This window comes from Streptomyces sp. L500 (assembly GCF_054551825.1).
Genome location: NZ_JBTOLC010000009.1, coordinates 72,313 through 94,391, shown reverse-complemented (window position 1 = coordinate 94,391; position 22,079 = coordinate 72,313). Strand labels below are relative to the sequence as shown.

The window sequence follows — 22,079 nt, the reverse complement described above, 5'->3', positions numbered from 1 at the left end:
CTTACGCGCATCAGGGAGGAACCGCTCATGGACAGACCCGGATCCAGACCGTTCGCCATACGCCGCGGCGTCGTGGCGCTGCTGTCCGGCCTGATGACGGTGGCGGCGTCCGTCGCCCTGCCGGGCCCGGCGCTGGCGGCGGGCGCCCGGCCCGCCGGGCACCGTGCGTCGGCCGCGGCGGCCGACGCCTACTGGACGCCCGCGCGGATGCGGGCGGCCGTCCCGGCCGTGGACGGCGGCAGACGGGCGGGCGCCCCGGCCGGTGTCGCCGGGCCCGTGCCGCCCAGTCATCCTTTCGATGGATTGCCGCAGGTGGGGACGTTCTTCTGGACCGACGGGCACAACACCGGCCGGTTCTGCGGCGGGACGGTCGTCCGCAGCCCACACCGCGATCTCGTGGTCAGCGCCGCCCACTGCCTGCGCTCGCCGGACCCCAAGAAGCAGTTCTCGTTCGTGCCGCAGTACCACGACGGCCTCAAGCCGCACGGCGTCTTCCCCGTCGAGGACATCTACCTCGACCAGCGCTACTACGACCTGGGCACGGACGGCGGGGCGCGCTGGGACTACGCGGTGGTGCGGCTGGGCGACCGCGCCGACGGGACTCCCGTCCAGCGGGCCGTCGGCGGCTTCGGCCTGGGCGTCCGGCCGGGGTACGCGCACGACGTGGTCCGGCTGATCGGCTACCCGGGCAGCAGCGACGCCGTCTACCCCAAGCCGCTCGACTGCACGTCCTCCACGCACCGTTACACCAGTACGGATCCGGCCGCTCCCGGCGACTTCCTGGAGATCGCCTGCGCGGGGTACGTCGGCGGCACCTCGGGCGGGCCGTTCCTGGTGCGCGACGACGACGGGTACGACGTGATCGGCGTCATCGGCGGCTATCACACCGGTGGTGACACCCCCGACATCTCCTACAGCTCGTACTTCGGCGACGATCTGGTCGACCTGTTCGCGGACGCGGTCGAGGGGGCGGCGCCGGCCGAGCCTGGCGGCGGGCGCTGACGCCGGCGAAGCGGGCGGCGGTGCCGCCGGACGCCTTTCGCGTCCGGGGGCACCGCCGGGTGTACCGGTCCACTGCGGGCCGGTGGGGGCTGGTCGCGCCCGCGCGGCGGTAGCCGCATATCGGCCCGGCCCCGCGCCCCTTACGGGGCCCTGGTTACCGCCGTCGGGGGTGGCGGGTCAGGGTGTAGCCGCCTATGGCCGCCAGGGCGCAGAGTGCGGCGCCGCCGACCGTCCAGCCCCAACGGCCGGACCACCAGCTGCCGTTCCAGCCGCCGTCGGGCTCGGCGAGGGCCGTCGCGTGCAGCGGCTTGCCGAGCGAGCCGCCCTCGGCGTGCGCGCCGCCCATGTCCTCGGACGTGGCCTCGACCTCGGCCTTCACCGGAAGTCCGAGGTCGCGGTCGGGCGCGTCGGTGACGGTGAGCCGCACGTAGTACGCGCCCGGCAGCGGGTCGTTGGACCAGCGCTCGGACCAGGGCCGGACCGTGCGCAGCGTGCAGGTCAGGGCCACGGTGGCGGCCTGCTGGCCCGCCGTCGCGGCCTGCTCGCCGGCGGTGCAGGCCTGGCGGCGGCGCAGTCCGTCGTAGACGTCGAGCCGCCAGGTGGCGGCGCCGGTCCGGGTGGCCGTGTCGGGCAGGGTGACGGTGGCCTTCACCGTGGGCCGCTGCCCGGCGCCCGCCGGGAACTGCCAGTACAGGTAGTCGCCGGTGGAGCCGTTGGCCGTGGCCTTCTGCCCCTGTTCGATGGCGACGGCGGTGCGGAAGGCGGTGCCGGCCTCACTGGGGGTGTCGTCGGCGACGGCCGTCCCGGCCGGGGCGAGCAGGGCCGCTCCCGCGAGCAGGACGGCGGTCAACATGCGTTTCTTCCGCATCAGTTCTCCCTCCACACGGCGATGCGCCAGCGGGCCAGCCAGCCGAACAGCAGGCCGGCGAGCAGTCCGGTCAGGCCCAGGACGAGGAGCAGCACCCAGCCCCGGCCGAGGCCGAAGGCGGCCAGGTCGGAGGGGTCGTCGGGCCCCTTGACCACGTCGACGGCCAGTTCCACCGGCAGTCCGGGGTCGCGCTTGACGGAGGCGGGCGCGGAGAAGGAGTTGGAGACCTCCAGGCAGACGGTCCGCGGCGCCTTGTCGTCGTCGTCCTCGGCGACGGGGTAGCGCAGTCCGGAGGCCATCACGTCGGTGCGGCCGCTGCCCGCGTCGCTGCCGCGCACGAGCTCCTGCCCGTTCTCGCCCATCGCGCGGACGAGCACGCCGTAGTCGCGGTCGACGGGGCGGTCGGCGCCCACGCTGGCCGCGACGCGCAGTTCCTGGCCGGGCTTGACCTTGACCTTGTAGACGCGGTGCTGGGCGAAGGTCTCGCGGTCGGTCCAGATGCCGGCGCCGATCTCGGGCGCGGTCCGGCACTCCTCGGTGCCCGAGACGGCCTTGGGCGTCTCGACGGGGGTGTCGGCCCGCTTGACGAGCTGCTTGATGCGCCCGGAGAGCTCCTTGCGGTGGTGCACGGTGGTGTACGTGCCGCCGGTGGCCTCGGCGATGCAGCTGAGCTGCTCGCGGGTCTTGTCGTCCGAGGCGAGACCGAGGGTGTCGATGGTCAGGTGCGTGCCCTTGGCGGCGAGTTCGCGCGCCACGTCGCAGGGGTCGGGCAGGCCGCAGGAGTCCTCGCCGTCGGTGATGAGCACGATCCGGCGGGATCCGCCGTCCGTCCCCAGGTCCTGGTCGGCGCCGCGCAGGGCGAGTCCGATGGGCGTCCAGCCGGTGGGCTGGAGCTTGGACACGGCCTCCTTGGCGTCCGCTCTGTCCACCTTGCCGACGCGGTACAGCTGCTGGCTGTCGCGGCAGCCGAGCGTCTTGTCCTCACCGGCGTAGGAGGCGCCGAGCGTGCGGATGCCGAGCCGGACGCTCTCCGGCGTCCCGTCGATGACCTCGTTGAACGCCTCCTTGGCGGCCGTCATGCGCGACTGCCCGTCGATGTCCGTCGCGCGCATCGAACCGCTGACGTCGAGGACCAGCTCGACCTTCGGGGAATCCTTCGAGGGCCCGTCGGCGGCGTTCGCCGGTGTGACGCCCAGGGCCAGGGCGGCGAGCAGGGCGCAGGCCCCGGCCGCCAGCCGTTTTCTGATGATCATCCAAAGGATCCTAGTGCCCCGCGGAGGGGCCGTCGCCGGCGTACCGGCGCACCCGGCGCATGACAAAGGCGAGGAACGCAACCATTCCTCGCCATGCTCAACATATAGCGCACCGGGGGCCTTGCCGCAAGGCCCCGGTCATACCGCACAATCACCCGGCGAAGCCAGGATCTGCGGAAATGAGATGTGTGATGATCGACGTGATCGTTGTGGGCAGCGGACCGACCGGCCTGATGCTGGCGAGTGAGCTGCGGCTGCACGGCGTGCGCGTGGTCGTGCTGGAGAAGGAACCGCGGCCCGCCGCGATGGTCCGGGCGATGGGCCTCCACGTGCGCAGCATCGAGGTGATGGACCAGCGGGGCCTGCTGGAGACGTTCCTCGCGAACGGCACGAAGCACGAAGGGGTCGGCGGCTTCTTCGCCGGCATCGGCAAGCCGTGGCCGGCGGGGATGGACACCGCGCATCCGTACGTCCTCGGCATCCCGCAGACCGTCACCGACCGCCTGCTGGAGGAGCACGCCACCGCGGCCGGCGCCGAGATCCGGCGCGGCTGCGAGCTCGTCGGGCTGAGCCAGGACGACGAAGGGGTGACGGTCGAACTGGCGAATGGGGGCACCCCCGCCAATGAGGGCGTAGCCGGCGGGGGAGGCACACGGCTGCGCTCCCGTTACCTCGTCGGCTGCGACGGCGGCCGCAGCACGGTCCGCAAGCTCGCCGGCATCGCCTTCCCCGGCGAGCCCAGCAGGGTGGAGACGCTGATAGGCGAGATGGAGCTCACCACGCCGATGGAGGAGCTGACGGCCGTGATGGCCGAAGTCCGCAAGACCCAGCAGCGGTTCGGCGCCATGCCGCTGGGGGACGGGACGTTCCGCGTCATCGTGCCCGCCGAGGGGGTGGCCGAGGACCGGACGGTCCCGCCGACCCTGGAGGAGTTCCAGCTGCGGCTGCGGGCGACCGCCGGGACCGACTTCGGTGTGCACTCGCCGCGCTGGCTCTCCCGGTTCGGCGACGCCACCCGGCAGGCCGAGCGCTACCGCGCGGGCCGGGTGCTGCTGGCCGGCGACGCCGCGCACATCCACCCGCCGACCGGCGGGCAGGGCCTCAACCTCGGCGTCCAGGACGCGTTCAACCTCGGCTGGAAGCTCGCCGCCGAGGTGGCCGGCTGGGCCCCCGAGGGGCTGCTGGACACCTACCACGCCGAACGCCACCCGGTGGGCGCCGACGTGCTGGACAACACCCGCGCGCAGATGCTGCTGATGTCCACCGACGCGGGCGGCCGGTCCGTGCGGCGGCTGGTGTCGGAGCTGATGGACTTCGAGGAGGTGAACCGGTACCTGATCGAGAAGATCACGGCGGTCGGGGTCCGCTACGACTTCGGCGAGGGCCACGAGCTGCTCGGCAAGCGGATGCGGGACGTGCGGCTGAAGAACGGCCGCCTGTACGAGCTGACGCGCGGCGGCCGCGGTCTGCTGCTCGACCAGACCGGCCGGCTCTCGGTGGCGGGCTGGGCGGACCGGGTCGACCACGTCGTCGACGTCAGCGAGGAACTGGACGCGCCCGCCGTGCTGCTGCGGCCGGACGGCCACGTGGCATGGGCCGGTGACGACCAGGACGACCTGCTCGCCCACCTGCCCGAGTGGTTCGGCGCGCCCGTCGGCTGAGCGCACGGTCGGCGCGCGGTTCCGGCCCGGGTGCTCCGGGCCGGAACCGGCCTGCTCCGGCCCGCCGGCTCAGTCGTCGCCGCCCTCCAGGTTCCCTTCCGTCTCCAGGAACAGCTGCCGCAGCGCCTCCAGCGTCTCCGCGTCCGGCTTGGCCCACATGCCGCGGCTCTCGGCCTCCAGGAGTCGCTCGGCGATGCCGTGGAGGGCCCAGGGGTTGGCCTCCTCCAGGAAGGCCCGGTTCTCCGGGTCCAGGGCGTAGGTCTGGGCGAGCTTGTCGTACATCCAGTCGGGGACGACGCCCGTGGTGGCGTCGTAGCCGAAGAGGTAGTCGACGGTGGCGGCGAGTTCGAAGGCGCCCTTGTAGCCGTGGCGGCGCATCGCCTCGATCCAGCGGGGGTTGACCACCCGGGCGCGGAAGACGCGGGACGTCTCCTCGACGAGGGTGCGGGTGCGGACCGTCTCGGGGCGGGTGGAGTCGCCGATGTACGCGGCGGGGGCCGTGCCCTTGAGGGCCTTCACCGTGGCGACCATGCCGCCGTGGTACTGGAAGTAGTCGTCGGAGTCGGCGATGTCGTGCTCGCGGGTGTCGGTGTTCTTCGCCGCGACCGCGATGCGCTTGTAGGCCGTCTCCATCTCCTCGCGGGCCGGGCGGCCCTCCAGGCCCCGGCCGTAGGCGTAGCCGCCCCAGACCGTGTAGACCTCGGCCAGGTCCGCGTCGGTGCGCCAGTCGCGGCTGTCGATGAGCTGGAGCAGGCCCGCGCCGTACGTGCCCGGGCGGGAGCCGAAGATCCGGGTGGTGGCGCGGCGTTCGTCGCCGTGGGCGGCGAGGTCGGCCTGGGCGTGGGCGCGGACGAAGTTCCGGTCGTGCGGCTCGTCGAGGCCGGCGGCGAGCCGTACGGCGTCGTCCAGCAGGCCGATGACGTGCGGGAACGCGTCGCGGAAGAAGCCGCTGATGCGCAGCGTGACGTCGACGCGGGGGCGGCCCAGCTCCTCCGGCGGGATGGGTTCCAGGCCCGTGACGCGGCGCGACGCCTCGTCCCAGACCGGGCGGACGCCCAGCAGCGCCAGCGCCTCGGCCACGTCGTCGCCCGCCGTGCGCATCGCGCTCGTGCCCCACAGGGACAGGCCCACGGACTCCGGCCACTCGCCGTTGTCCGTGCGGTAGCGCTCCAGGAGGGAGTCCGCGAGGGCCTGGCCGGTCTCCCAGGCGAGGCGGCTGGGGACGGCCTTGGGGTCGACGGAGTAGAAGTTGCGGCCGGTGGGGAGGACGTTGACCAGCCCGCGGAGCGGGGAGCCGGAGGGGCCTGCCGGGACGAAGCCGCCCGCCAACGCCTTGACGGCGTTGTCGAGTTCGGCCGTGGTACCGGCCAGGCGCGGGACGACCTCGCGGGCCGCGAAGTCCAGGACGGCCGACACCGGATCGGTGCCCGGCACCGTGGGTTGTGCCCGCCCTCCCCCAAGCTCTCGGCTTCGCTCGAGCAGGGGGGACCCCCATCGCCCTGCGGGACGATTGCCCACAACGGTCGGGATGGCGGCCGGGTCCCAGTTCGCCGCCTCCATCGCCTCGACCAGCGCGCGGGCTTCCGCCTCCGCCTCGTCGGCCGTCGTGCGGGTCGCCGCCGACTCGTCCAGGCCCAGGGCTTCGCGGAGGCCCGGCAGGGCCGTCGTGCCGCCCCAGATCTGGCGGGCACGGAGGATCGACAGGACGAGGTTCACCCGCGCCTCACCCGTGGGCGCGCCGCCCAGCACGTGGAGGCCGTCGCGGATCTGGGCGTCCTTCACCTCGCAGAGCCAGCCGTCGACGTGCAGGAGGAAGTCGTCGAAGCCGTCGTCGTCCGGGCGCTCCTCCATGCCCAGGTCGTGGTCGAGCCGGGCGGCCTGGATGAGCGTCCAGATCTGGGCGCGGATCGCGGGGAGCTTGGCCGGGTCCATCGAGGAGATCTGCGCGTACTCGTCGAGGAGCTGCTCCAGGCGCGCGATGTCGCCGTAGGAGTCGGCGCGGGCCATGGGCGGCACGAGGTGGTCGACGAGCGTGGCGTGGGCGCGGCGCTTGGCCTGGGTGCCCTCGCCGGGGTCGTTGACGAGGAACGGGTAGACCAGCGGCAGGTCGCCGAGGGCCGCGTCGGGGCCGCAGGCGGCGGACAGGCCGGCGTTCTTGCCGGGCAGCCACTCCAGGTTGCCGTGCTTGCCCAGGTGGACCATCGCGTCGGCGCCGAAGCCGCCGTCCTCTCGCGAGGCGGCGATCCAGCGGTAGGCGGCGAGGTAGTGGTGCGAGGGCGGCAGGTCGGGGTCGTGGTAGATGGCGATGGGGTTCTCGCCGAAGCCGCGCGGCGGCTGGATGAGGATCAGCAGGTTGCCGCGGCGCAGGGCGGCGAGGACGATGTCGCCCTCGGGGTTGCGGCTGCGGTCGACGAACATCTCGCCGGGCGCCGGGCCCCAGTGCTCCTCGACGGCCTCGCGCAGCTCGGCGGGGAGCCGGTCGTACCAGCGCTTGTAGTCGGCGGCCGGGATGCGGACGGGGTTGCGGGCCAGCTGCTCCTCCGTCAGCCAGTCCTGGTCGTGGCCGCCCGCCTCGATGAGGGCGTAGATGAGCTCGTCGCCGTCGCCGGACGCGAGGCCGGGGACCTCCTCGTCGCCGAAGTCGTAGCCCTCCTCGCGCAGCCGGCGCAGCAGGGCGACGGCGCTGGCGGGGGTGTCGAGGCCGACGGCGTTGCCGATGCGGGAGTGCTTGGTGGGGTACGCGGAGAGGACGAGCGCCAGCCGCTTCTCGGCGGCGGGGATGTGGCGGAGGCGGGCGTGGCGCACGGCGATTCCGGCGACGCGGGCGGCGCGCTCGGGGTCGGGGACGTACGCGGGCAGGCCGTCCGCGTCGATCTCCTTGAAGGAGAAGGGGACGGTGATGATGCGGCCGTCGAACTCGGGCACGGCGACCTGGGTGGCGGAGTCGAGCGGGGAGAGCCCCTCGTCGTTCTCCGCCCATGCCTCCCGGGTGCCGGTCAGGCAGAGGGCCTGGAGGATGGGCACGTCGAGGGCGGCGAGCGCGCCGGCGTCCCAGGACTCGTCGTCGCCTCCGGCGGAGGCGTCGGCGGGCCGGGTGCCGCCGGCGGCGAGGACGGTGGTGACGATCGCGTCGGCGTCGCGCAGGGCGTCGATCAGCTCGGGCTCGGGGGCGCGCAGCGAGGCCACGTACAGGGGGAGGGCGCGGCCGCCGGCCCGCTCGATCTGTTCGCACAGCGCCTCGATGAAGGCGGTGTTGCCGCTCATGTGGTGGGCGCGGTAGTAGAGCACGGCGACGAGCGGGCCGGACGCGCCGGGCTCGGGCGTGCGCTCCAGCGCGCCCCACGCGGGGGCGGCGGCCGGCGGCTCGAAGCCGTGGCCGGTGAGCAGCACGGTGTCGGAGAGGAAGCGGGCCAGCTGTTCGAGGTTGGCGGGGCCGCCGTGGGCGAGGTAGGCGTGGGCCTCGGCGGCGATGCCGACGGGGACGGTGGACGCCTCCATCAGCTGGGCGTCGGGGGCCTGTTCGCCGGTGAGGACGACGACGGGGCGCGGGCCGGCCAGCAGCTGGTCGAGCCCCTCCTCCCAGGCGCGCAGCCCGCCGAGGAGGCGCACGACGACGAGGTCGGTGCCGTCCAGCAGGGCCGGGAGGTCGTCGAGGGCGAGCCGGGCGGGGTTGGCGAGCCGGTAGGGGACCGGACCGCCGGCCGCTCGGGCGCTGAGCAGGTCGGTGTCGGACGTCGACAGGAGCAGGATCACAGCATGCCTTCCTCGGGGTCCGCGCCCCGGGCGGTGGGAGGACGGCGGGAGTTCCTGACTCACCGCGGCCGCGCGCTCGCGCTGCCGGGCACACAGTGGCGGGACCGTGCCGGGATCACACCGGCTTCCTCCCCTGTCGCCGTCGCTGGCGAGAGTCATAGTAGCCAGGACGTTCCTTCCGGGGGCTCTGCCCCCGGACCCCCGCTCCTCAAACGCCGGAGGGGCTGACTTCTTCCCCCGTCGGTATGCTCGCCGCCATGTCCACTCCCCCCGAACCCCCTGGTCGCGAGCGCGGCGACGCCTGCCCCGGCGCGCTGCGGCTGCACACGGCGGATGACGGGGCGCTGGCCCGCGTGCGCCTGCCCGGCGGGCTGCTGACAGCACGTCAGGCCGACGTACTCGCCGACCTCGCCGACGACTTGTCCGACGGCCGCCTCGACCTCACCTCCCGTGGCAACGTCCAGCTGCGCGCCCTTCCCGACGGCTGCGGCGCCGCCCTGGGCGCCCGGCTGCGCGAGGCCGGGCTGCTGCCCTCGGACCGGCACGACCGCATCCGCAATGTCGCGGCCTCCCCCCTGTCCGGCCTGGACGGAAAGGGCTTCACGGACATTCGGCCCTGGGTGCGGGAACTCGACGGCCTGCTCTGCTCGTCGGACGAGCTCACGGACCTCTCGGGCCGTTTCCTCTTCGGACTCGACGACGGCCGGGGCGACATCGCCGCCCTCGCACCCGATGTGACATTGATCGCAACCGAGGGCGGCCACCAGGCCCTCCTGTGCTTCGGCCCCGGCCCCGACGCCCTGCGCGTCGCCGCCGAGGACGCGCCGCGCGCGGCGGTTCTGGCGGCCCGTGAGTTCCTGGCGGCGCTGCGCGAGAACGGCGGCAAGGCGTGGCGCGTCCACGAACTGGCCCCCGCGCTGCGGCCGCGCCCGGAGCGGCTCGCGGACCGGCTGGCGGCGGCCGGCATCGGCTCCGCGCCCGCGCCGAGCGCCACGCTCCCCCTCGGTGCCCCGGCCGCCCCCGGAGCGGTTCAGGGTCCCGGGGGGCGGTGGGCCCTGTCGGTGGCCGCGCCCCTGGGCCGGCTGACCTCCGCCCAGTGGCGGCTCCTCGCCCGGACGGCCGGTCAGGACGGCGACGGTGAACTCCGGGTGACGCCCTGGCGCGGCGTCGTCGTCCCCGGGCTCACCGCCCCGGTGGCCGCCGCGCGCCTCGCCGGACTCGGGGACGCGGGACTGGTCGTCTCCGCCGCCTCCCCCTGGCACGGCGCGGGCGCCTGCACCGGCCGACCGGGGTGCGTCAAGTCCCTCGCGGATGTACGGGCCGACGCGGCCGCCTCCCTGGCGGCCGCGCGCCCTGGCGGGCCCGGGACGCTGCCCGTGTACTGGTCCGGGTGCGAGCGGCGCTGCGGCCACCCCGGCGGCCGGTGGGTCGACGTCCTGGCGACCGGCGACGGCTACCGGGTCGCCGTGCGGCACGGGGCGGAAGAGGCGACGGTCGCCGTGGCCGCCCGTTCAGGCACGGCGGAGGCCGTGACGGCGGCACGAAACCCGACCCCCACGACGACGCCGGCCACGACGACGACCGACGGCCCGCGCGGCTGAGCGCACCGCGGCGGCGGCCGACCCAACACAGAGCAGAACCCAGCGACATGCATCACCCAGCGAGCGAGGGCACAGTGTTCGACTACGACAAGGACGGCGCGTCCATCTACCGCCAGTCCTTCGCCACCATCCGCGCCGAGGCGGACCTCGGCGGGCTGCCGCCCGACGTCAGCCGGGTCGCGGTCCGCATGATCCACGCCTGCGGCATGACCGACCTGGTCCAGGACCTCGCGTACTCGCCGGGGGTCGTGGCCCGGGCCCGCGAGGCGCTGCTCGCGGGCGCGCCGATCCTGTGCGACGCGAACATGGTCGCCAGCGGCGTCACCCGCAAGCGGCTGCCCGCGGACAACGAGGTGGTGTGCACCCTCGCCGACCCCGCCGTGCCGGAGCTGGCGCGGCGCATGGGCACGACCCGCAGCGCGGCGGCGCTGGAGCTGTGGCGCGACAGGATGGGGGGCGCGGTGGTCGCGGTGGGCAACGCCCCCACGGCGCTGTTCCGCCTCCTGGAGATGATCCAGGAGGGCGCGCCGCGCCCGGCCGCCGTGCTGGGCATCCCGGTCGGCTTCATCGGCGCGGCGGAGTCGAAGGACGCGCTGGCCGAGAGCCCGCTGGGGCTGGAGTATCTGGTGGTGCGGGGCCGGCGCGGCGGCAGCGCCATGGCCGCGGCCGCGATCAACGCGATAGCGAGCGAGGAAGAGTGAACGAGAAGACCGTGCCCACGCCGGTTCCCCCGTCGGCGCCCACGCCCACCGGCCGGCTGTACGGGGTGGGGCTGGGGCCCGGCGACCCCTCGCTGCTGACCGTCCGGGCCGTCGAGGTCATCGCGTCGGCGGACGTCGTCGCCTACCACAGCGCCCGGCACGGGCGCAGCATCGCGCGTTCCATCGCGGAACGCCATCTGCGCCCCGGCCAGATCGAGGAACCGCTGGTCTATCCGGTGACGACGGAGGCCACCGACCACCCCGGCGGCTACCGGGGCGCGCTGGAGGAGTTCTACGAGGAGGCGGCGGCCCGGCTCGCCGCGCACCTGGACGCCGGGCGCGTGGTGGCGGTCCTCGCCGAGGGCGACCCGTTCTTCTACAGCTCGTACCAGCACATGCACAAGCGGCTGGCGCACCGCTATCCGACGGAGGTCGTGCCGGGGGTGACGTCGTTCAGCGCGGCGTCGGCCCGGCTGGGCCGCCCGCTGGTGGAGGGCGAGGAGACGCTGACGATCCTGCCGGGCACGCTGCCCGAGGAGGAGCTGACCGCGCGGCTGGCCCAGGCCGACTCCGCCGTGGTGATGAAGCTCGGCCGGACGTTCCCCGCGGTGCGGGGCGCGCTGGAGCGCTCCGGGCGGCTGGCGGAGGCGCGGTACGTCGAGCGCGCGACGATGGCCGGGGAGCGCACGGGCCGGGTGGCGGACGTCGACCCGGAGTCGGTGCCGTACTTCTCGCTGGCCGTGCTGCCGAGCCGGGTGGCGGCCCTCCCGGACCGTCCGGAGGAGACGGGCGGGGGCGAGGTCGTGGTCGTCGGGCTCGGCCCGGCGGGGCCGTTGTGGCTGACGCCGGAGGCGCGGGGTGCGCTGGCGGCGGCACAGGACGTCGTCGGCTACACCACGTACGTGGACCGGGTGCCCGTGCGGCCAGGGCAGTGCCGGCACGCGTCGGACAACAAGGTGGAGTCGGAGCGCGCCGAGTTCGCCCTCGACCTGGCCCGGCAGGGCCGTCGCGTCGCGGTGGTGTCCTCGGGCGACCCGGGCGTGTTCGCGATGGCCTCCGCCGTGCTGGAGGTCGCCGCCGAGGACCCCTACCGCGAGGTCCCGGTGCGGGTGGTCCCCGGTATGACCGCCGCCCACGCGGCGGCCGCCCGGGCGGGCGCCCCGCTGGGCCACGACTACGCCGTCGTCTCCCTCTCCGACCGGCTCAAGCCGTGGGAGGTCATCGCCGGGCGGTTGCGCGCGGCGGCCGCGGCCGACCTGGTCCTCGCCCTGTACAACCCCGGCTCCCGCAGCCGCCTGTGGCAGGTCGGCAAGGCGCGCGACGTGCTGCTGGAGCACCGCGCTCCGGAAACCCCGGTGGTCATGGCGCGGGACGTGGGCGGCCCCGAGGAGTCCGTGCGCGTCGTCCGCCTCGGCGAACTGGATCCCGCCGAGGTCGACATGCGCACGCTTCTCATCGTCGGCTCCACGCAGACGCGTACCGCGCGGCGGGGCGCGGACGGCGCGGAGCGGATCGTCTGGACGCCGAGGCGTTACCCGGAGGGCTGACGCGTGGAAGGGCCCCAGTCCCGCCCTTTCACCGTTTCCTCCAGGGGCTCCGCCCCCGGACCCCCGGTCCTCAAGCGCCGGACGGGCTGAATTCAGTCCGTCCGGGGTCCGGGGCAGAGCCCCCTCAGCCACCCCACGGCCGCCTCCACACCGGCGACCTCCGCCACTCCCTCCGGCACCGGCGGCCGGCGGACGACCACCACCGGAATCCCCGCCTCGCGCGCGGCGGTGAGCTTCGCCGCCGTCGCCGCCGCGCCGCTGTCCTTCGTCACCAGGACGTCGATCGCGTGGCGCCGCAGCAGTTCCCGCTCGCCGTCCAGCGTGAACGGGCCCCGGTCGAGGAGGACTTCCATGCGCGGGGGCGCCGGCGGCTCGGGCGCGTCCACGGAGCGGACCAGGAACCACATATCCTCAAGGTGCGCGAAGGCGCCCAGGCCCATCCGGCCCGTGGTCAGGAACACCCGCTCGCCCAGCGCCGGCAGGGCCCGCGCCGCGTCGGCCAGGGAGGCGACGTCCCGCCAGTCGTCGCCCGGCCCCGCCACCCAGCCGGGCCGGCGGACGGCCAGCAGGGGCACCCCGGCCGCGGCGGCGGCCCGCGCCGCGTTGAAACTGATCGTGCCGGCGAAAGGATGGGTGGCGTCGATGAGCGCGGCCACCTGCTGCTCACGCAGCCAGTGGGCGAGGCCCTCGGGGCCTCCGAACCCCCCGATCCGCACCTCCCCCGCCGGCAGCCGCGGCGCGGCGACGCGCCCCGCGAGCGAACTGGTGACCCGGACCGCCGGGTCGGCGGCCAGCTCCTCCGCGAGCCGTCGCGCCTCGGTCGTACCGCCCAGGATGAGGATGTGGCGCTCGGCGCCGGCGTTCACGATCCACTGCCCTTCCGTCGTCGCCCGGCCCCGTGTCGTCGTCCGGACGTCGGCCCAGCCTACGGGCGGTGGCCGGCATGGCTGACGGCACGGCGGCCGGCCCGGCCACCGGGGGCCGCGCCGCGCAGCTCCAGCACACCGGGATGCGGCACGGCTGGACGACGGGCGCCTGCGCCACCGCCGCCACCACGGCCGCGTACACAGCGCTGCTCACCGGCGAGTTCCCCGATCCGGTGGGGATCACGCTGCCCAAGGGGCAGACGCCCGCCTTCGCGCTCGCGGTGGAGGAGCGGGGCGACGGGTGGGCCATGGCCGCCATAGTCAAGGACGCCGGTGACGACCCGGACGTCACCCACGGCGCGCTGATCCGGGCCACGGTCCGGCTGTCGCCGCCCGGTTCCGGGGTGGTCTTCCGGGCCGGTCCGGGCGTGGGCACGGTCACCCGGCCGGGGCTGCCGCTGGCCGTGGGCGAGCCCGCCATCAACCCGGTGCCCCGGCAGATGATGCGCGACCACGTCGCGGAAGTGGCCGCCCGGCACGGCGGCACGGGGGACGTGGAGATCGAGGTGTCCGTGGACCACGGCGAGGAGATCGCCCGCTCCACCTGGAACCCGCGGCTGGGCATCCTCGGCGGGATCTCGATCCTGGGCACGACCGGCATCGTCGTCCCCTATTCCTGCTCGGCGTGGATCGACAGCATCCGGCGCGGTGTGGACGTGGCTCGCGCGGCGGGCCGTACCCACGTGGCGGGCTGTACGGGGTCGACGTCGGAGAAGGTCGCGGTGGCCGTGCACGGGCTGCCCGAGGACGCGCTGCTGGACATGGGCGACTTCGCGGGCGCGGTGCTCAAGTACATCCGCCGCCACCCGGTGGACCGGCTGACCGTCGCCGGCGGCTTCGCCAAGCTCTCCAAGCTGGCGGCCGGCCACCTCGATCTCCACTCGGCCCGCTCGCAGGTGAACAAGGAGTTCCTCGCGGAACTCGCCCGGCACGGCGGCGGTGACGACGCCCTCGCGGCCGCCGTCACCAGCGCCAATACGGGCCTGGAGGCGCTGCGCCTGTGCGAGGCCGCGGGCGTCCCCCTCGGCGACCTCGTCGCCGTGACCGCCCGCGACGAGGCGCTGGCCGTGCTGCGCGGGGCGCCCGTCGCGGTCGATGTCATCTGTATCGACCGCGCGGGTGTCATCGTGGGGCGCGCGGAGCCTAAGGGACCGCGCGGCTAGCGGCCCGAGGCCGGCTGCCGGACGATCAGGACCCGGCGTCCGCGCGTGTGCCCGGCCTGGCTGTCGATGTGCGCGAGCGCGGCCTCGGCGAGCGGGTACGACTTCTCGACCGGGATGTGGAGCGCGTCCCGCGTGATGAGGCGGACGGCCTCGGCGAGCGCGTCCGGCACGCTCCCGGCCACGCCGGAGAACCGGACACCGAGCTTCGGCGCGTCGAGATCCGCGATGGAGATCACCTTCCGCGGGTCCCCGGTCAGCTCGACGAGCTCGCGGATCACGCCCGAGCCCGCCAGATCGAGGGCCGCGTCGATGTGGCCGAGCTCCCGCACCCGCTCGACCCAGCCCTCGCCGTACATCGTGGCGAGGGCGCCCAGGCCGCGCAGATAGTCCTGGTTCGCGGCCCCGGCCGTGCCGATCACCGTGATGCCGCGGTCGCGGGCGATCTGCAGCACCGCCGATCCGACTCCCCCGGACGCGCCGCTGACCAGCAGCGTCTGCCCGGACCGCACACCGCTCTCGCGGATGATACGCAGCGCGGTCTCCACCACGGAGGGGTAGCCGGCCGCCTCTTCGAACGTCAGGCCCTCGGGCATCCGGGCCCAGGCCGACAGCACGGCGAACTCGGCGTAGGTGCTGGACCCTTCGCCGAACACGTGGTCGCCGACCTCGACCCCTTCGACGCCGTCACCGACCTCGTCCACCACCCCGGCCGCGTCCAGCCCGAGCCCGGAGGGCAGCTCGACCGGATGGGCACCGAGGACCTGCCCTTCGCGGATCCGCCAGTCGACGGGGTTCACGCCCGCCGCCCGCACGGCGACGCGTATCCGGCCGGGGCCTGCGTGGGGCTCCTCGGCGTCTATGACTCGCAGGACGTCCGGACCGCCGAACTCGGCGAAGCTCACCTTCTTCATGCGGCCGACCGTAACACTAACGGTTAGGGTTTTGAACCCGTTATGAATTCGCACCTGATAGCGTGCGGGCATGACCGAGCTTCCGCCGACCGGACGCCGTGAGCGCAAGAAGGCCGCGACCCGCCAGAAGATCGCCGACACCGCCCTGCGGCTGTTCCTCGAACGCGGATACGACGCGGTGGGCATCCGTGACGTGGCCGCCGAGGCAGACGTGGCCGTCACCACGCTCTTCTCCCACTTCGCCTCGAAAGAGGCCCTGGTCTTCGCGCAGGACCAGGGCTTCGAGCAGCGCCTCACGCGGGCGGTCACCGACCGGGCGCCGGGCGAGCCGATCGTCCCCGCGTTGCGTCACGAGGTCCGGGCCCTGGTGCGGCACTGCACGGCGGACAGCGCCGCACCGGTATGGCGCATGATCGACGCGTCACCCGCCCTGCGGGAGTACGAGGAGTCGATGCGGCTGCGCCACGCGGAATCACTGGCGACGGCCATCGCCGCCGATCCCGCCCTGTCGCGGTCCCCGACGGCCTGCCGGGCGATCGCGAGGTTCGTGGTCGACGCCTATGCGCTGGCCCGCGAGGCGGCGGAGCCACAGGCCGCGGTGGACGAGGTCTTCCGGATGATCGAGGCGGCCTGGGAGGTCACCGGCGGCACGGCGGAACGGTAGTCAGGACTCGACCGGCTCCGGGACCGTCCGGCCGCAGTGGTCCCGGTCGCGCTCGGCCGAGTACAGGAAGCTGTCGGGGAACTGCCCGGCGGCGAGGGCGCGGCCGACGAGGATGACGGCGGTGCGGACGACGCCTGCCGCCTTCATCTGCCCCGCGATGTCGGCGAGGGTACCGCGCAGCACGATCTCGTCCGGGCGGCTGGCCATGGCGACGACGGCTGCCGGGCAGTCGGCGCCGTAGTGCGGGAGGAGTTCCTCGACGACGCGGTCGGCGTGGCGGGCGGCGAGGTGGAGGACGAGCAGGGCGCCGCTGCGGCCGAGGGTGGCGAGGTCCTCGCCGGGGGGCATGGGGGTGGCTCGCTGGGCGACGCGGGTGAGGATGACGGTCTGCCCGACGGTGGGAACGGTCAGCTCCCGGCCGAGGGCGGCCGCGGCGGCGGCGAAGGCGGGGACGCCGGGGACGATCTCGTAGGGGATGCCGTGGGCGTCGAGGCGGCGGATCTGCTCGGCGACGGCGCTGAAGACGGCGGGGTCGCCGGAGTGCAGCCGGGCCACGTCCTGGCCGGCCTCGTGGGCGCGGACGAACTCGGCGGTGATCTCGTCGAGGTCGAGGTGGGCGGTGTCGACGAGCCGGGCACCGGGCGGGCACTCGGCGAGGAGCTCGGTGGGGACGAGGCTGCCGGCGTAGAGACACACACCGCACCGCGCGAGGGTCCGCGCGCCGCGCACGGTGATGAGATCGGCGGCACCGGGCCCGGCACCGATGAAGTAGACGGTCATAGAGGTCTCTCCTAGGGGACGACGTTCCGGGTAATCGGGCTGGGGGCACCTCCCAGCGGTAGCTGGGGGAGGGTGGGCGAAACCCGCGCCGAAGGCGCGGAAGACGTCACGCCCGGACGACGGCCCACTGCGTAACCGGCATCGCCGCCCGCCACCCGGTGAATCCGCCCACGGGCACCGCGTGGGAGACAGCCAGTCGCGTGAGCTCTCCCCCATGGGCGCGGTACCACTCCGTGAGCAGCGCCTCCGACTCGAGCGTCACCGTATTGGCCACCAGCCGCCCCCCGCTCGGGAGCGCCTCCCAGCAAGCCTCCAGCATCCCGGGCGCGGTGAGCCCCCCGCCGACGAAAACGGCGTCCGGCGTGGGCAGCCCGGCGAGCGCGCCCGGCGCGGTGCCGGTGACCACACGAAGCCCCGGCACGCCGAGGGCCTCCGCGTTGCGGGCGACGCGCCCGGCCCGCACCGGGTCGCGCTCGACGCTGACGGCCCGGCAGGAGGGGTGGGCCCGCATCCATTCGATGCCGATGGAGCCGGAGCCGCCGCCGACGTCCCAGAGGAGCTCGCCGGGCGCGGGGGCGAGGGTGGCGAGGGTCACGGCGCGTACGTGGCGCTTCGTCAGCTGGCCGTCGTGGTCGTAGGAGTCGTCGGGCAGGCCGGGGGTGAGGGGCAGCCGGGGCGCGCCGGAGGCGCGGCGGCAGTCGACGGCGATGACGTTGAGCGGGTCGCCGGGCGGGTGGGGCCACGCGTCCGCCGTGCCCTCGACGCGGCGTTCGCGCTCGCCGCCGAGCTGTTCGAGGACGGTGAGGGCGCTCGGCCCGTAGCCCCGTTCGCGCAGCAGGGCGGCGACCTCGGCGGGCGTCCCGGCGCCGGCGCTGAGCAGCAGCAGCCGGCGGCCGTCGTGGAGGGCGGCGGTGAGCGCCGCGAGCGGGCGGCCCACGAGGCTGACGACCTCGGTGTCGTGGAGCGCCCAGCCGAGCCGGGCGCAGGCGTAGGAGGCGGAGGAGGGGTGCGGGAGGACGTTCAGCCGCTGCTCGCCGACGATTTCGGCGAGGGTGCGGCCGATGCCGAAGAACATGGGGTCGCCGCTGGCGAGGACGCAGACGCGACGCCCCTCGTGCGCGGCGAGGAGGCCGGGGACGGCGGGGCGCAGGGGCGAGGGCCAGGCGACGCGCTCGCCGGCGCAGTCCCCGGGCAGCAGGCCGAGCTGGCGCGGGCCGCCGATGATCACGTCGGCGTGGCGCAGGGCCTCCCGGGAGGCGGGGGCGAGGCCGGGCCAGCCGTCCGCGCCGATGCCGACGACCGTCACGGGGGCTGGTGTCACAGGAGGTCCCTTGAGGAGGTGGTGATCAGGGGCACCGGAACTCTACTGACCTGCGGTGACGGGGACACGACCGGGACCTTGTTGCATAGACTGTGCAATTACTACTTACAGGCAGGAGGGTCGCCGTGGCGCGTTCGCCGGTGGTGCTGGGTATCGAGTCGTCCTGCGACGAGACCGGCGCCGGTCTCGTCCGGGACGGAAGGCTGCTGGGCCACGCGGTGGCGTCCAGCATGGACGAGCACGCGCGCTTCGGCGGCGTCGTGCCGGAGATCGCGGCCCGCGCGCACGTGCACGCCGCCGCGCCCGTGGTGCGGGCGGCGCTGGCCGACGCGGGGCTGGCCATGAGCGACATCGACGCGGTCGCGGTGACGACGGGCCCGGGGCTCTCCGGCGCCCTCCAGGTCGGCGTCGCGGCGGCGAAGGGCATCGCCTACGCGCTGGGCGTGCCCCTCTACGGCGTCCACCACCTGGCCGGGCACGTGGCCGCCGACACCCTGGAGCACGGCCCGCTGCCGAACCCGTGCATGGTGCTGATCGTCTCCGGCGGCCACACCTCGCTGCTGCTGGTCCGGGATCTGGCCCGCGATCCGATCGTCCATCTCGGCGACACGCTCGACGACGCGGCCGGCGAGTGCTTCGACAAGGTCGCGCGGGTCTTCGGGCTGCCGTACCCGGGCGGCCCGGCCGTCGACCGGGCGGCGCGCGAGGGCGACCCGCGCGCGGTCCCCCTCCCCCGGCCGCTGACCGGCCCGCGCGACGACCCGTACGCGTTCTCCTTCTCCGGGCTGAAGACGGCCGCCGCCCGCTGGGCCGAGCAGCACCGGCAGGCGGGTCTGCCGCTGCCCGTCGCGGACGGCGCGGCCTCCCTCCAGGAGGCGGTCGCCGACGTCCTCACCCGCAAGGCCGTGCGCGCCTGCGCCGACCACGGGGTGGGCACGCTCGTCGTCGTGGGCGGCGTGGCCGCGAACTCGCGGGTGCGGGCCCTCGCGCGGGAACGCTGCGATGCTGCGGGCATCGAGCTGCGCGTACCGCCGCTGCGGCTGTGCACCGACAACGGCGCGATGATCGCCGCCGTCGGCGATCTGCTGGTGCGGGCGGGGGCCGAGCCCGCGCCGCTCGATGTGTCCGTCGATCCGTCCGCGCCCCTCACGTACGCGGCCCTCCACCCCGTGGCCCGCACCGCCCGAGCCGCCCGAGCCGCCCGAGCCCTCTGAAACGCCCCGCCCCGAGCCGCCCGACCCGTCCGGAGCCGCCCCGTGCGTACCGCCGACATCCGCAGCCGCTTCCTCGACTTCTTCGCCGCGCGCGGCCACACCGTCGTCCCCAGCGCGCCGCTGCCGACGCCCGACCCGACGCTGCTCTTCGTCAACGCGGGCATGGTGCCCTTCAAGCCGTACCTGACGGGCGAGGCGGCGGCGCCGTGGCCGCGCGCGACGAGCGTGCAGAAGTGCGTGCGGACCCTCGACATCGAGGAGGTCGGCAAGACGACCCGGCACGGCTCGTTCTTCCAGATGAACGGCAACTTCTCCTTCGGGGACTACTTCAAGGAGGAGGCGATCGCCTACGCCTGGGAGCTGTCCGTTTCCGAGAGCGGCTTCGGCCTGGACCCGGACCGCGTCTGGGTCACCGTCCACCACTCCGACGACGAGGCCGCGGCGATCTGGCGGCGCGTGGCCGCGCTGCCGGAGGAGCGGATCGTCCGGCGGGGCGACGAGGACAACTTCTGGTCCATGGGCGTCCCCGGCCCCTGCGGCCCCTGCTCGGAGCTCTACTACGACCGGGGTCCCGCCCTCGGCCGCGCGGGCGGCCCGGCCGTGGACGAGGACCGGTACATGGAGTTCTGGAACCTCGTCTTCATGCAGTACGAGCGCGGCGAGGGCGCCGGGAAGACCGGCTACCCGATCCTCGGAGAACTCCCCCGCCGCAACATCGACACCGGCATGGGCCTGGAGCGCATGGCCACCCTCCTCCAGGGCGTCGACAACCTCTACGAGACCGACGAGACCCGGCCCGTCCTCGACCGCGCCGCCGGACTCACGGGCGTCCGCTACGGCGCCGACCACCGGGCGGACGTACGGCTGCGCGTCGTCGCCGACCACGTCCGCACGGCCCTGATGCTGCTGGCCGACGGCACCGCCCCCGGCAACGAGGGGCGTGGCTACGTGCTGCGGCGCGTCCTGCGCCGGGCCGTGCGCTCGGTACGGCTGCTGGGGTACCAGGACCCGGCGCTGCCCGAGCTGCTGCCCGCCGCCCGGGACTGCATGAAGCACAGCTATCCGGAGGTGGCCGAGGAGTTCGGCCGCATCGCCCAGCAGGCGTACGCCGAGGAGGACGCCTTCCGCGCCACGCTGCGGCAGGGCACGACCGTGCTGGACACGGCGGTCGCCGAGGTCAAGGCCCAGGGCGGCCGGCTGCTGCCGGGCCCGAAGGCGTTCCTGCTCCACGACACCTACGGCTTCCCCATCGACCTCACCCTGGAGATGGCGGAGGAGCAGGGCGTCGAGGTCGACCGCGAGGGCTTCACCGCCCTCATGGCCGAACAGCGCGAACGCGCCCGCGCCGACGCCCGCGCCCGCAAGTCGGGCGGCGCGCTCGACACCTCGGCGCTGCGGACGGTGCTGGACGCGCACGGGCCGACGGACTGGCGGGCGTACGAGGCGCTGACGACGGACGCGACGGTCCTGGCCCTGCTGGGGCCGTCCGGCCCGGTCCGATCCGTCCCGGCCGGGGAGCTCGCCACGGCCGTCCTGGACCGCACCCCGTTCTACGCCGAGTCGGGCGGCCAGGACAGCGACGCGGGCGCGCTGACGGGCTCGTCGGTGGAGGCGGAGGTCCTGGACGTCCAGCGGCCCCTGCCGGGGCTGATCGTCCATCAGGTGCGGGTGACGGCGGGCGAGCTGGCGGTGGGCGACACGGTACGGGCGGCCGTCGACCCGGAGTGGCGGCTGGGCGCGCGGCAGGCGCACTCCGGCACCCACGTCCTCCACGCGGCCCTGCGGCAGATCCTCGGCCCGACGGCCCTGCAGTCCGGCTCGTACAACCGGCCGGGCTATCTCCGCCTGGACTTCCCGTGGCGCGGCGCCCTCGGGCCGGCGGCGCGGAGCGAGGTCGAGGAGGCGGCGAACCGGGCGCTGCGCCGGGACCTGCCGGTGGACGTGCGCTGGATGACGCTGCCCGAGGCGAAGGAGCTGGGGGCGCTGGCCCTCTTCGGCGAGACGTACGGCGAGCGGGTGCGGGTCGTGGAGATCGGCGGCCCGTGGTCGCGCGAGCTGTGCGGCGGCACGCATGTGGAGCACGCCTCGCAGGTGGGGGTGGTGGCCCTCACGGGCGAGTCCTCGGTGGGCGCGGGCATGCGCCGGCTGGAGGCCGCGGTCGGTTTCGAGGGCTTCGGCTACCTCGCGCGCGAGCGCGACCTGGTGACGCGGCTGGCGGAGCAGCTCCAGGCCCCGCGCCCGCAGCTGCCGGACCGCGTCGCGACGCTGCTGGAGCGGCTGAAGGCCGCCGACCAGCGGTCGGAGGAGCTGCGGCGCCGCGCCGCGCTGGATCGCGCGACGGAGCTCGCGGGCGCGGCGGCCGATGTCCACGGCACGCTCGTGGTCACGGCGACGACGGACGGCGACGCGAGGGCGCTGGCCCTGGCCGTCCGCGACCGCCTGCCGGCGGACCGGCCGGGCGTGGCGGCGATCGGCGCGCCGACGGACGGCGGCCGGGCGGTCCTGGCCCTCGCCCTGAACGCCCCCGCCACGGCCACCGGCCTGTCGGCCGCCTCCCTGGTCAAGACCCTCCTCGCCGGCCGCGGGGGCGGCACGGCGGAGGTGGCCCAGGGAGGCGGCCTGCCGGCGGACTCGCTGGCGCCGACGCTGGCGGGGGTGGCGGGGCTGCTGTCGGGCCCCGGGGGGCGGTAGCCGACTGGTTCCGCGCCGCTACC

16 protein-coding genes and 1 riboswitch are annotated in these 22,079 nt (G+C 75.0%); of the genes, 9 read left to right on the top strand and 7 right to left on the bottom strand.

The genetic code is table 11. The annotated features are described in order from the left end of the window. Positions 1-27: 27 nt before the first annotated feature. A complete protein-coding gene (locus tag ACX9I7_RS11915; protein ID WP_459387279.1) occupies positions 28-1,002 on the top strand; it encodes a trypsin-like serine peptidase in 975 nt (324 codons plus the stop codon). 154 nt (positions 1,003-1,156) lie between these two features. Here ACX9I7_RS11915 and ACX9I7_RS11910 read toward each other — a convergent pair whose 3' ends face one another. Beyond that, on the bottom strand, positions 1,157-1,870 hold the full coding sequence (locus ACX9I7_RS11910; RefSeq protein WP_387567733.1) for a hypothetical protein: 714 nt from the start codon (positions 1,868-1,870) through the stop codon (positions 1,157-1,159). Then, positions 1,870-3,123 (bottom strand): VWA domain-containing protein, encoded by a 1,254-nt coding sequence (locus ACX9I7_RS11905; RefSeq protein ID WP_459387278.1) that lies wholly within the window; start codon positions 3,121-3,123, stop codon positions 1,870-1,872. Before ACX9I7_RS11905 ends, ACX9I7_RS11910 begins: the two co-directional genes overlap by 1 nt. Positions 3,124-3,314: 191 nt before the next feature. Between ACX9I7_RS11905 and rox the strand changes: the two genes are divergently transcribed. Then, entirely contained in the window at positions 3,315-4,784 is a 1,470-nt protein-coding gene (gene rox / locus ACX9I7_RS11900) for a rifampin monooxygenase (protein WP_459387277.1), read from the top strand. A 69-nt stretch (positions 4,785-4,853) separates the two neighbouring features. Here the strand turns inward: rox and cobN are convergent, their stop codons facing one another. Continuing rightward, positions 4,854-8,537 carry a cobaltochelatase subunit CobN gene (cobN, locus tag ACX9I7_RS11895; protein WP_459387276.1) on the bottom strand — a complete coding sequence of 1,228 codons (3,684 nt, stop codon included), beginning with the start codon at positions 8,535-8,537 and terminating at the stop codon, positions 4,854-4,856. A 33-nt stretch (positions 8,538-8,570) separates the two neighbouring features. Continuing rightward, positions 8,571-8,702, bottom strand: a riboswitch (cobalamin riboswitch). 92 nt (positions 8,703-8,794) lie between these two features. On the opposite strand from cobN, the gene ACX9I7_RS11890 reads away from it, so the two are divergent. The 3 genes from ACX9I7_RS11890 to ACX9I7_RS11880 are packed head-to-tail and all read left to right on the top strand — an operon-like array spanning position 8,795 to position 12,386. Continuing rightward, positions 8,795-10,138 (top strand): cobalamin biosynthesis protein CobG, encoded by a 1,344-nt coding sequence (locus ACX9I7_RS11890; RefSeq protein ID WP_459387275.1) that lies wholly within the window; start codon positions 8,795-8,797, stop codon positions 10,136-10,138. 47 nt (positions 10,139-10,185) lie between these two features. Then, positions 10,186-10,839 carry a precorrin-8X methylmutase gene (locus tag ACX9I7_RS11885; RefSeq protein ID WP_189448071.1) on the top strand — a complete coding sequence of 218 codons (654 nt, stop codon included), beginning with the start codon at positions 10,186-10,188 and terminating at the stop codon, positions 10,837-10,839. After that, positions 10,836-12,386 (top strand): precorrin-2 C(20)-methyltransferase, encoded by a 1,551-nt coding sequence (locus tag ACX9I7_RS11880; protein ID WP_387567723.1) that lies wholly within the window; start codon positions 10,836-10,838, stop codon positions 12,384-12,386. The genes ACX9I7_RS11885 and ACX9I7_RS11880 overlap by 4 nt, the downstream gene beginning before the upstream one ends. 92 nt (positions 12,387-12,478) lie before the next feature. Here the strand turns inward: ACX9I7_RS11880 and ACX9I7_RS11875 are convergent, their stop codons facing one another. Beyond that, entirely contained in the window at positions 12,479-13,252 is a 774-nt protein-coding gene (locus tag ACX9I7_RS11875; protein ID WP_387567722.1) for a cobalt-precorrin-6A reductase, read from the bottom strand. Positions 13,253-13,329: 77 nt separating this feature from the next. Between ACX9I7_RS11875 and ACX9I7_RS11870 the strand changes: the two genes are divergently transcribed. Beyond that, positions 13,330-14,475, top strand: a complete 1,146-nt coding sequence (locus ACX9I7_RS11870) for a cobalt-precorrin-5B (C(1))-methyltransferase (protein WP_387567721.1) — start codon at positions 13,330-13,332, stop codon at positions 14,473-14,475. Here the strand turns inward: ACX9I7_RS11870 and ACX9I7_RS11865 are convergent. Then, the gene (locus ACX9I7_RS11865) at positions 14,472-15,386 is read right to left on the bottom strand and encodes an NADP-dependent oxidoreductase (protein WP_459387274.1); all 915 of its coding nucleotides are present in this window, start codon (positions 15,384-15,386) and stop codon (positions 14,472-14,474) included. The genes ACX9I7_RS11870 and ACX9I7_RS11865 overlap by 4 nt on opposite strands. 70 nt (positions 15,387-15,456) lie before the next feature. On the opposite strand from ACX9I7_RS11865, the gene ACX9I7_RS11860 reads away from it, so the two are divergent. Continuing rightward, entirely contained in the window at positions 15,457-16,050 is a 594-nt protein-coding gene (locus ACX9I7_RS11860) for a TetR/AcrR family transcriptional regulator (protein WP_387567717.1), read from the top strand. On the opposite strand, the gene cobM is transcribed toward ACX9I7_RS11860, so the two are convergent. Continuing rightward, entirely contained in the window at positions 16,051-16,830 is a 780-nt protein-coding gene (cobM, locus tag ACX9I7_RS11855) for a precorrin-4 C(11)-methyltransferase (RefSeq protein WP_387567715.1), read from the bottom strand. 106 nt (positions 16,831-16,936) lie between these two features. After that, positions 16,937-18,151, bottom strand: coding sequence for a precorrin-6y C5,15-methyltransferase (decarboxylating) subunit CbiE (cbiE, locus tag ACX9I7_RS11850; protein WP_387567714.1), 1,215 nt, complete (start codon positions 18,149-18,151; stop codon positions 16,937-16,939). Positions 18,152-18,291: 140 nt separating this feature from the next. Here cbiE and tsaD point away from each other — a divergent pair, with 140 nt between their 5' ends. Both tsaD and alaS read left to right on the top strand, forming a co-directional pair. Next, positions 18,292-19,365: a tRNA (adenosine(37)-N6)-threonylcarbamoyltransferase complex transferase subunit TsaD gene (gene tsaD / locus ACX9I7_RS11845; protein ID WP_459387337.1), complete on the top strand. Its 1,074-nt coding sequence runs from the start codon at positions 18,292-18,294 to the stop codon at positions 19,363-19,365. A 42-nt stretch (positions 19,366-19,407) separates the two neighbouring features. After that, the gene (gene alaS / locus ACX9I7_RS11840; RefSeq protein WP_459387273.1) at positions 19,408-22,056 is read left to right on the top strand and encodes an alanine--tRNA ligase; all 2,649 of its coding nucleotides are present in this window, start codon (positions 19,408-19,410) and stop codon (positions 22,054-22,056) included. Positions 22,057-22,079 lie beyond the last annotated feature (23 nt).

Bases quoted from the DNA above. Each gene is read 5' to 3' on its own strand.
- ACX9I7_RS11860 (WP_387567717.1), top strand. From the start codon at position 15,457: ATGACCGAGCTTCCGCCGACCGGACGCCGTGAGCGCAAGAAGGCCGCG.
- ACX9I7_RS11910 (WP_387567733.1), bottom strand. From the start codon at position 1,870: ATGCGGAAGAAACGCATGTTGACCGCCGTCCTGCTCGCGGGAGCGGCC.
- ACX9I7_RS11915 (WP_459387279.1), top strand. From the start codon at position 28: ATGGACAGACCCGGATCCAGACCGTTCGCCATACGCCGCGGCGTCGTG.
- ACX9I7_RS11870 (WP_387567721.1), top strand. From the start codon at position 13,330: ATGGCTGACGGCACGGCGGCCGGCCCGGCCACCGGGGGCCGCGCCGCG.
- cobM (WP_387567715.1), bottom strand. From the start codon at position 16,830: ATGACCGTCTACTTCATCGGTGCCGGGCCCGGTGCCGCCGATCTCATC.
- ACX9I7_RS11905 (WP_459387278.1), bottom strand. From the start codon at position 3,123: ATGATCATCAGAAAACGGCTGGCGGCCGGGGCCTGCGCCCTGCTCGCC.
- rox (WP_459387277.1), top strand. From the start codon at position 3,315: ATGATCGACGTGATCGTTGTGGGCAGCGGACCGACCGGCCTGATGCTG.
- ACX9I7_RS11890 (WP_459387275.1), top strand. From the start codon at position 8,795: ATGTCCACTCCCCCCGAACCCCCTGGTCGCGAGCGCGGCGACGCCTGC.
- ACX9I7_RS11885 (WP_189448071.1), top strand. From the start codon at position 10,186: ATGCATCACCCAGCGAGCGAGGGCACAGTGTTCGACTACGACAAGGAC.
- ACX9I7_RS11865 (WP_459387274.1), bottom strand. From the start codon at position 15,386: ATGAAGAAGGTGAGCTTCGCCGAGTTCGGCGGTCCGGACGTCCTGCGA.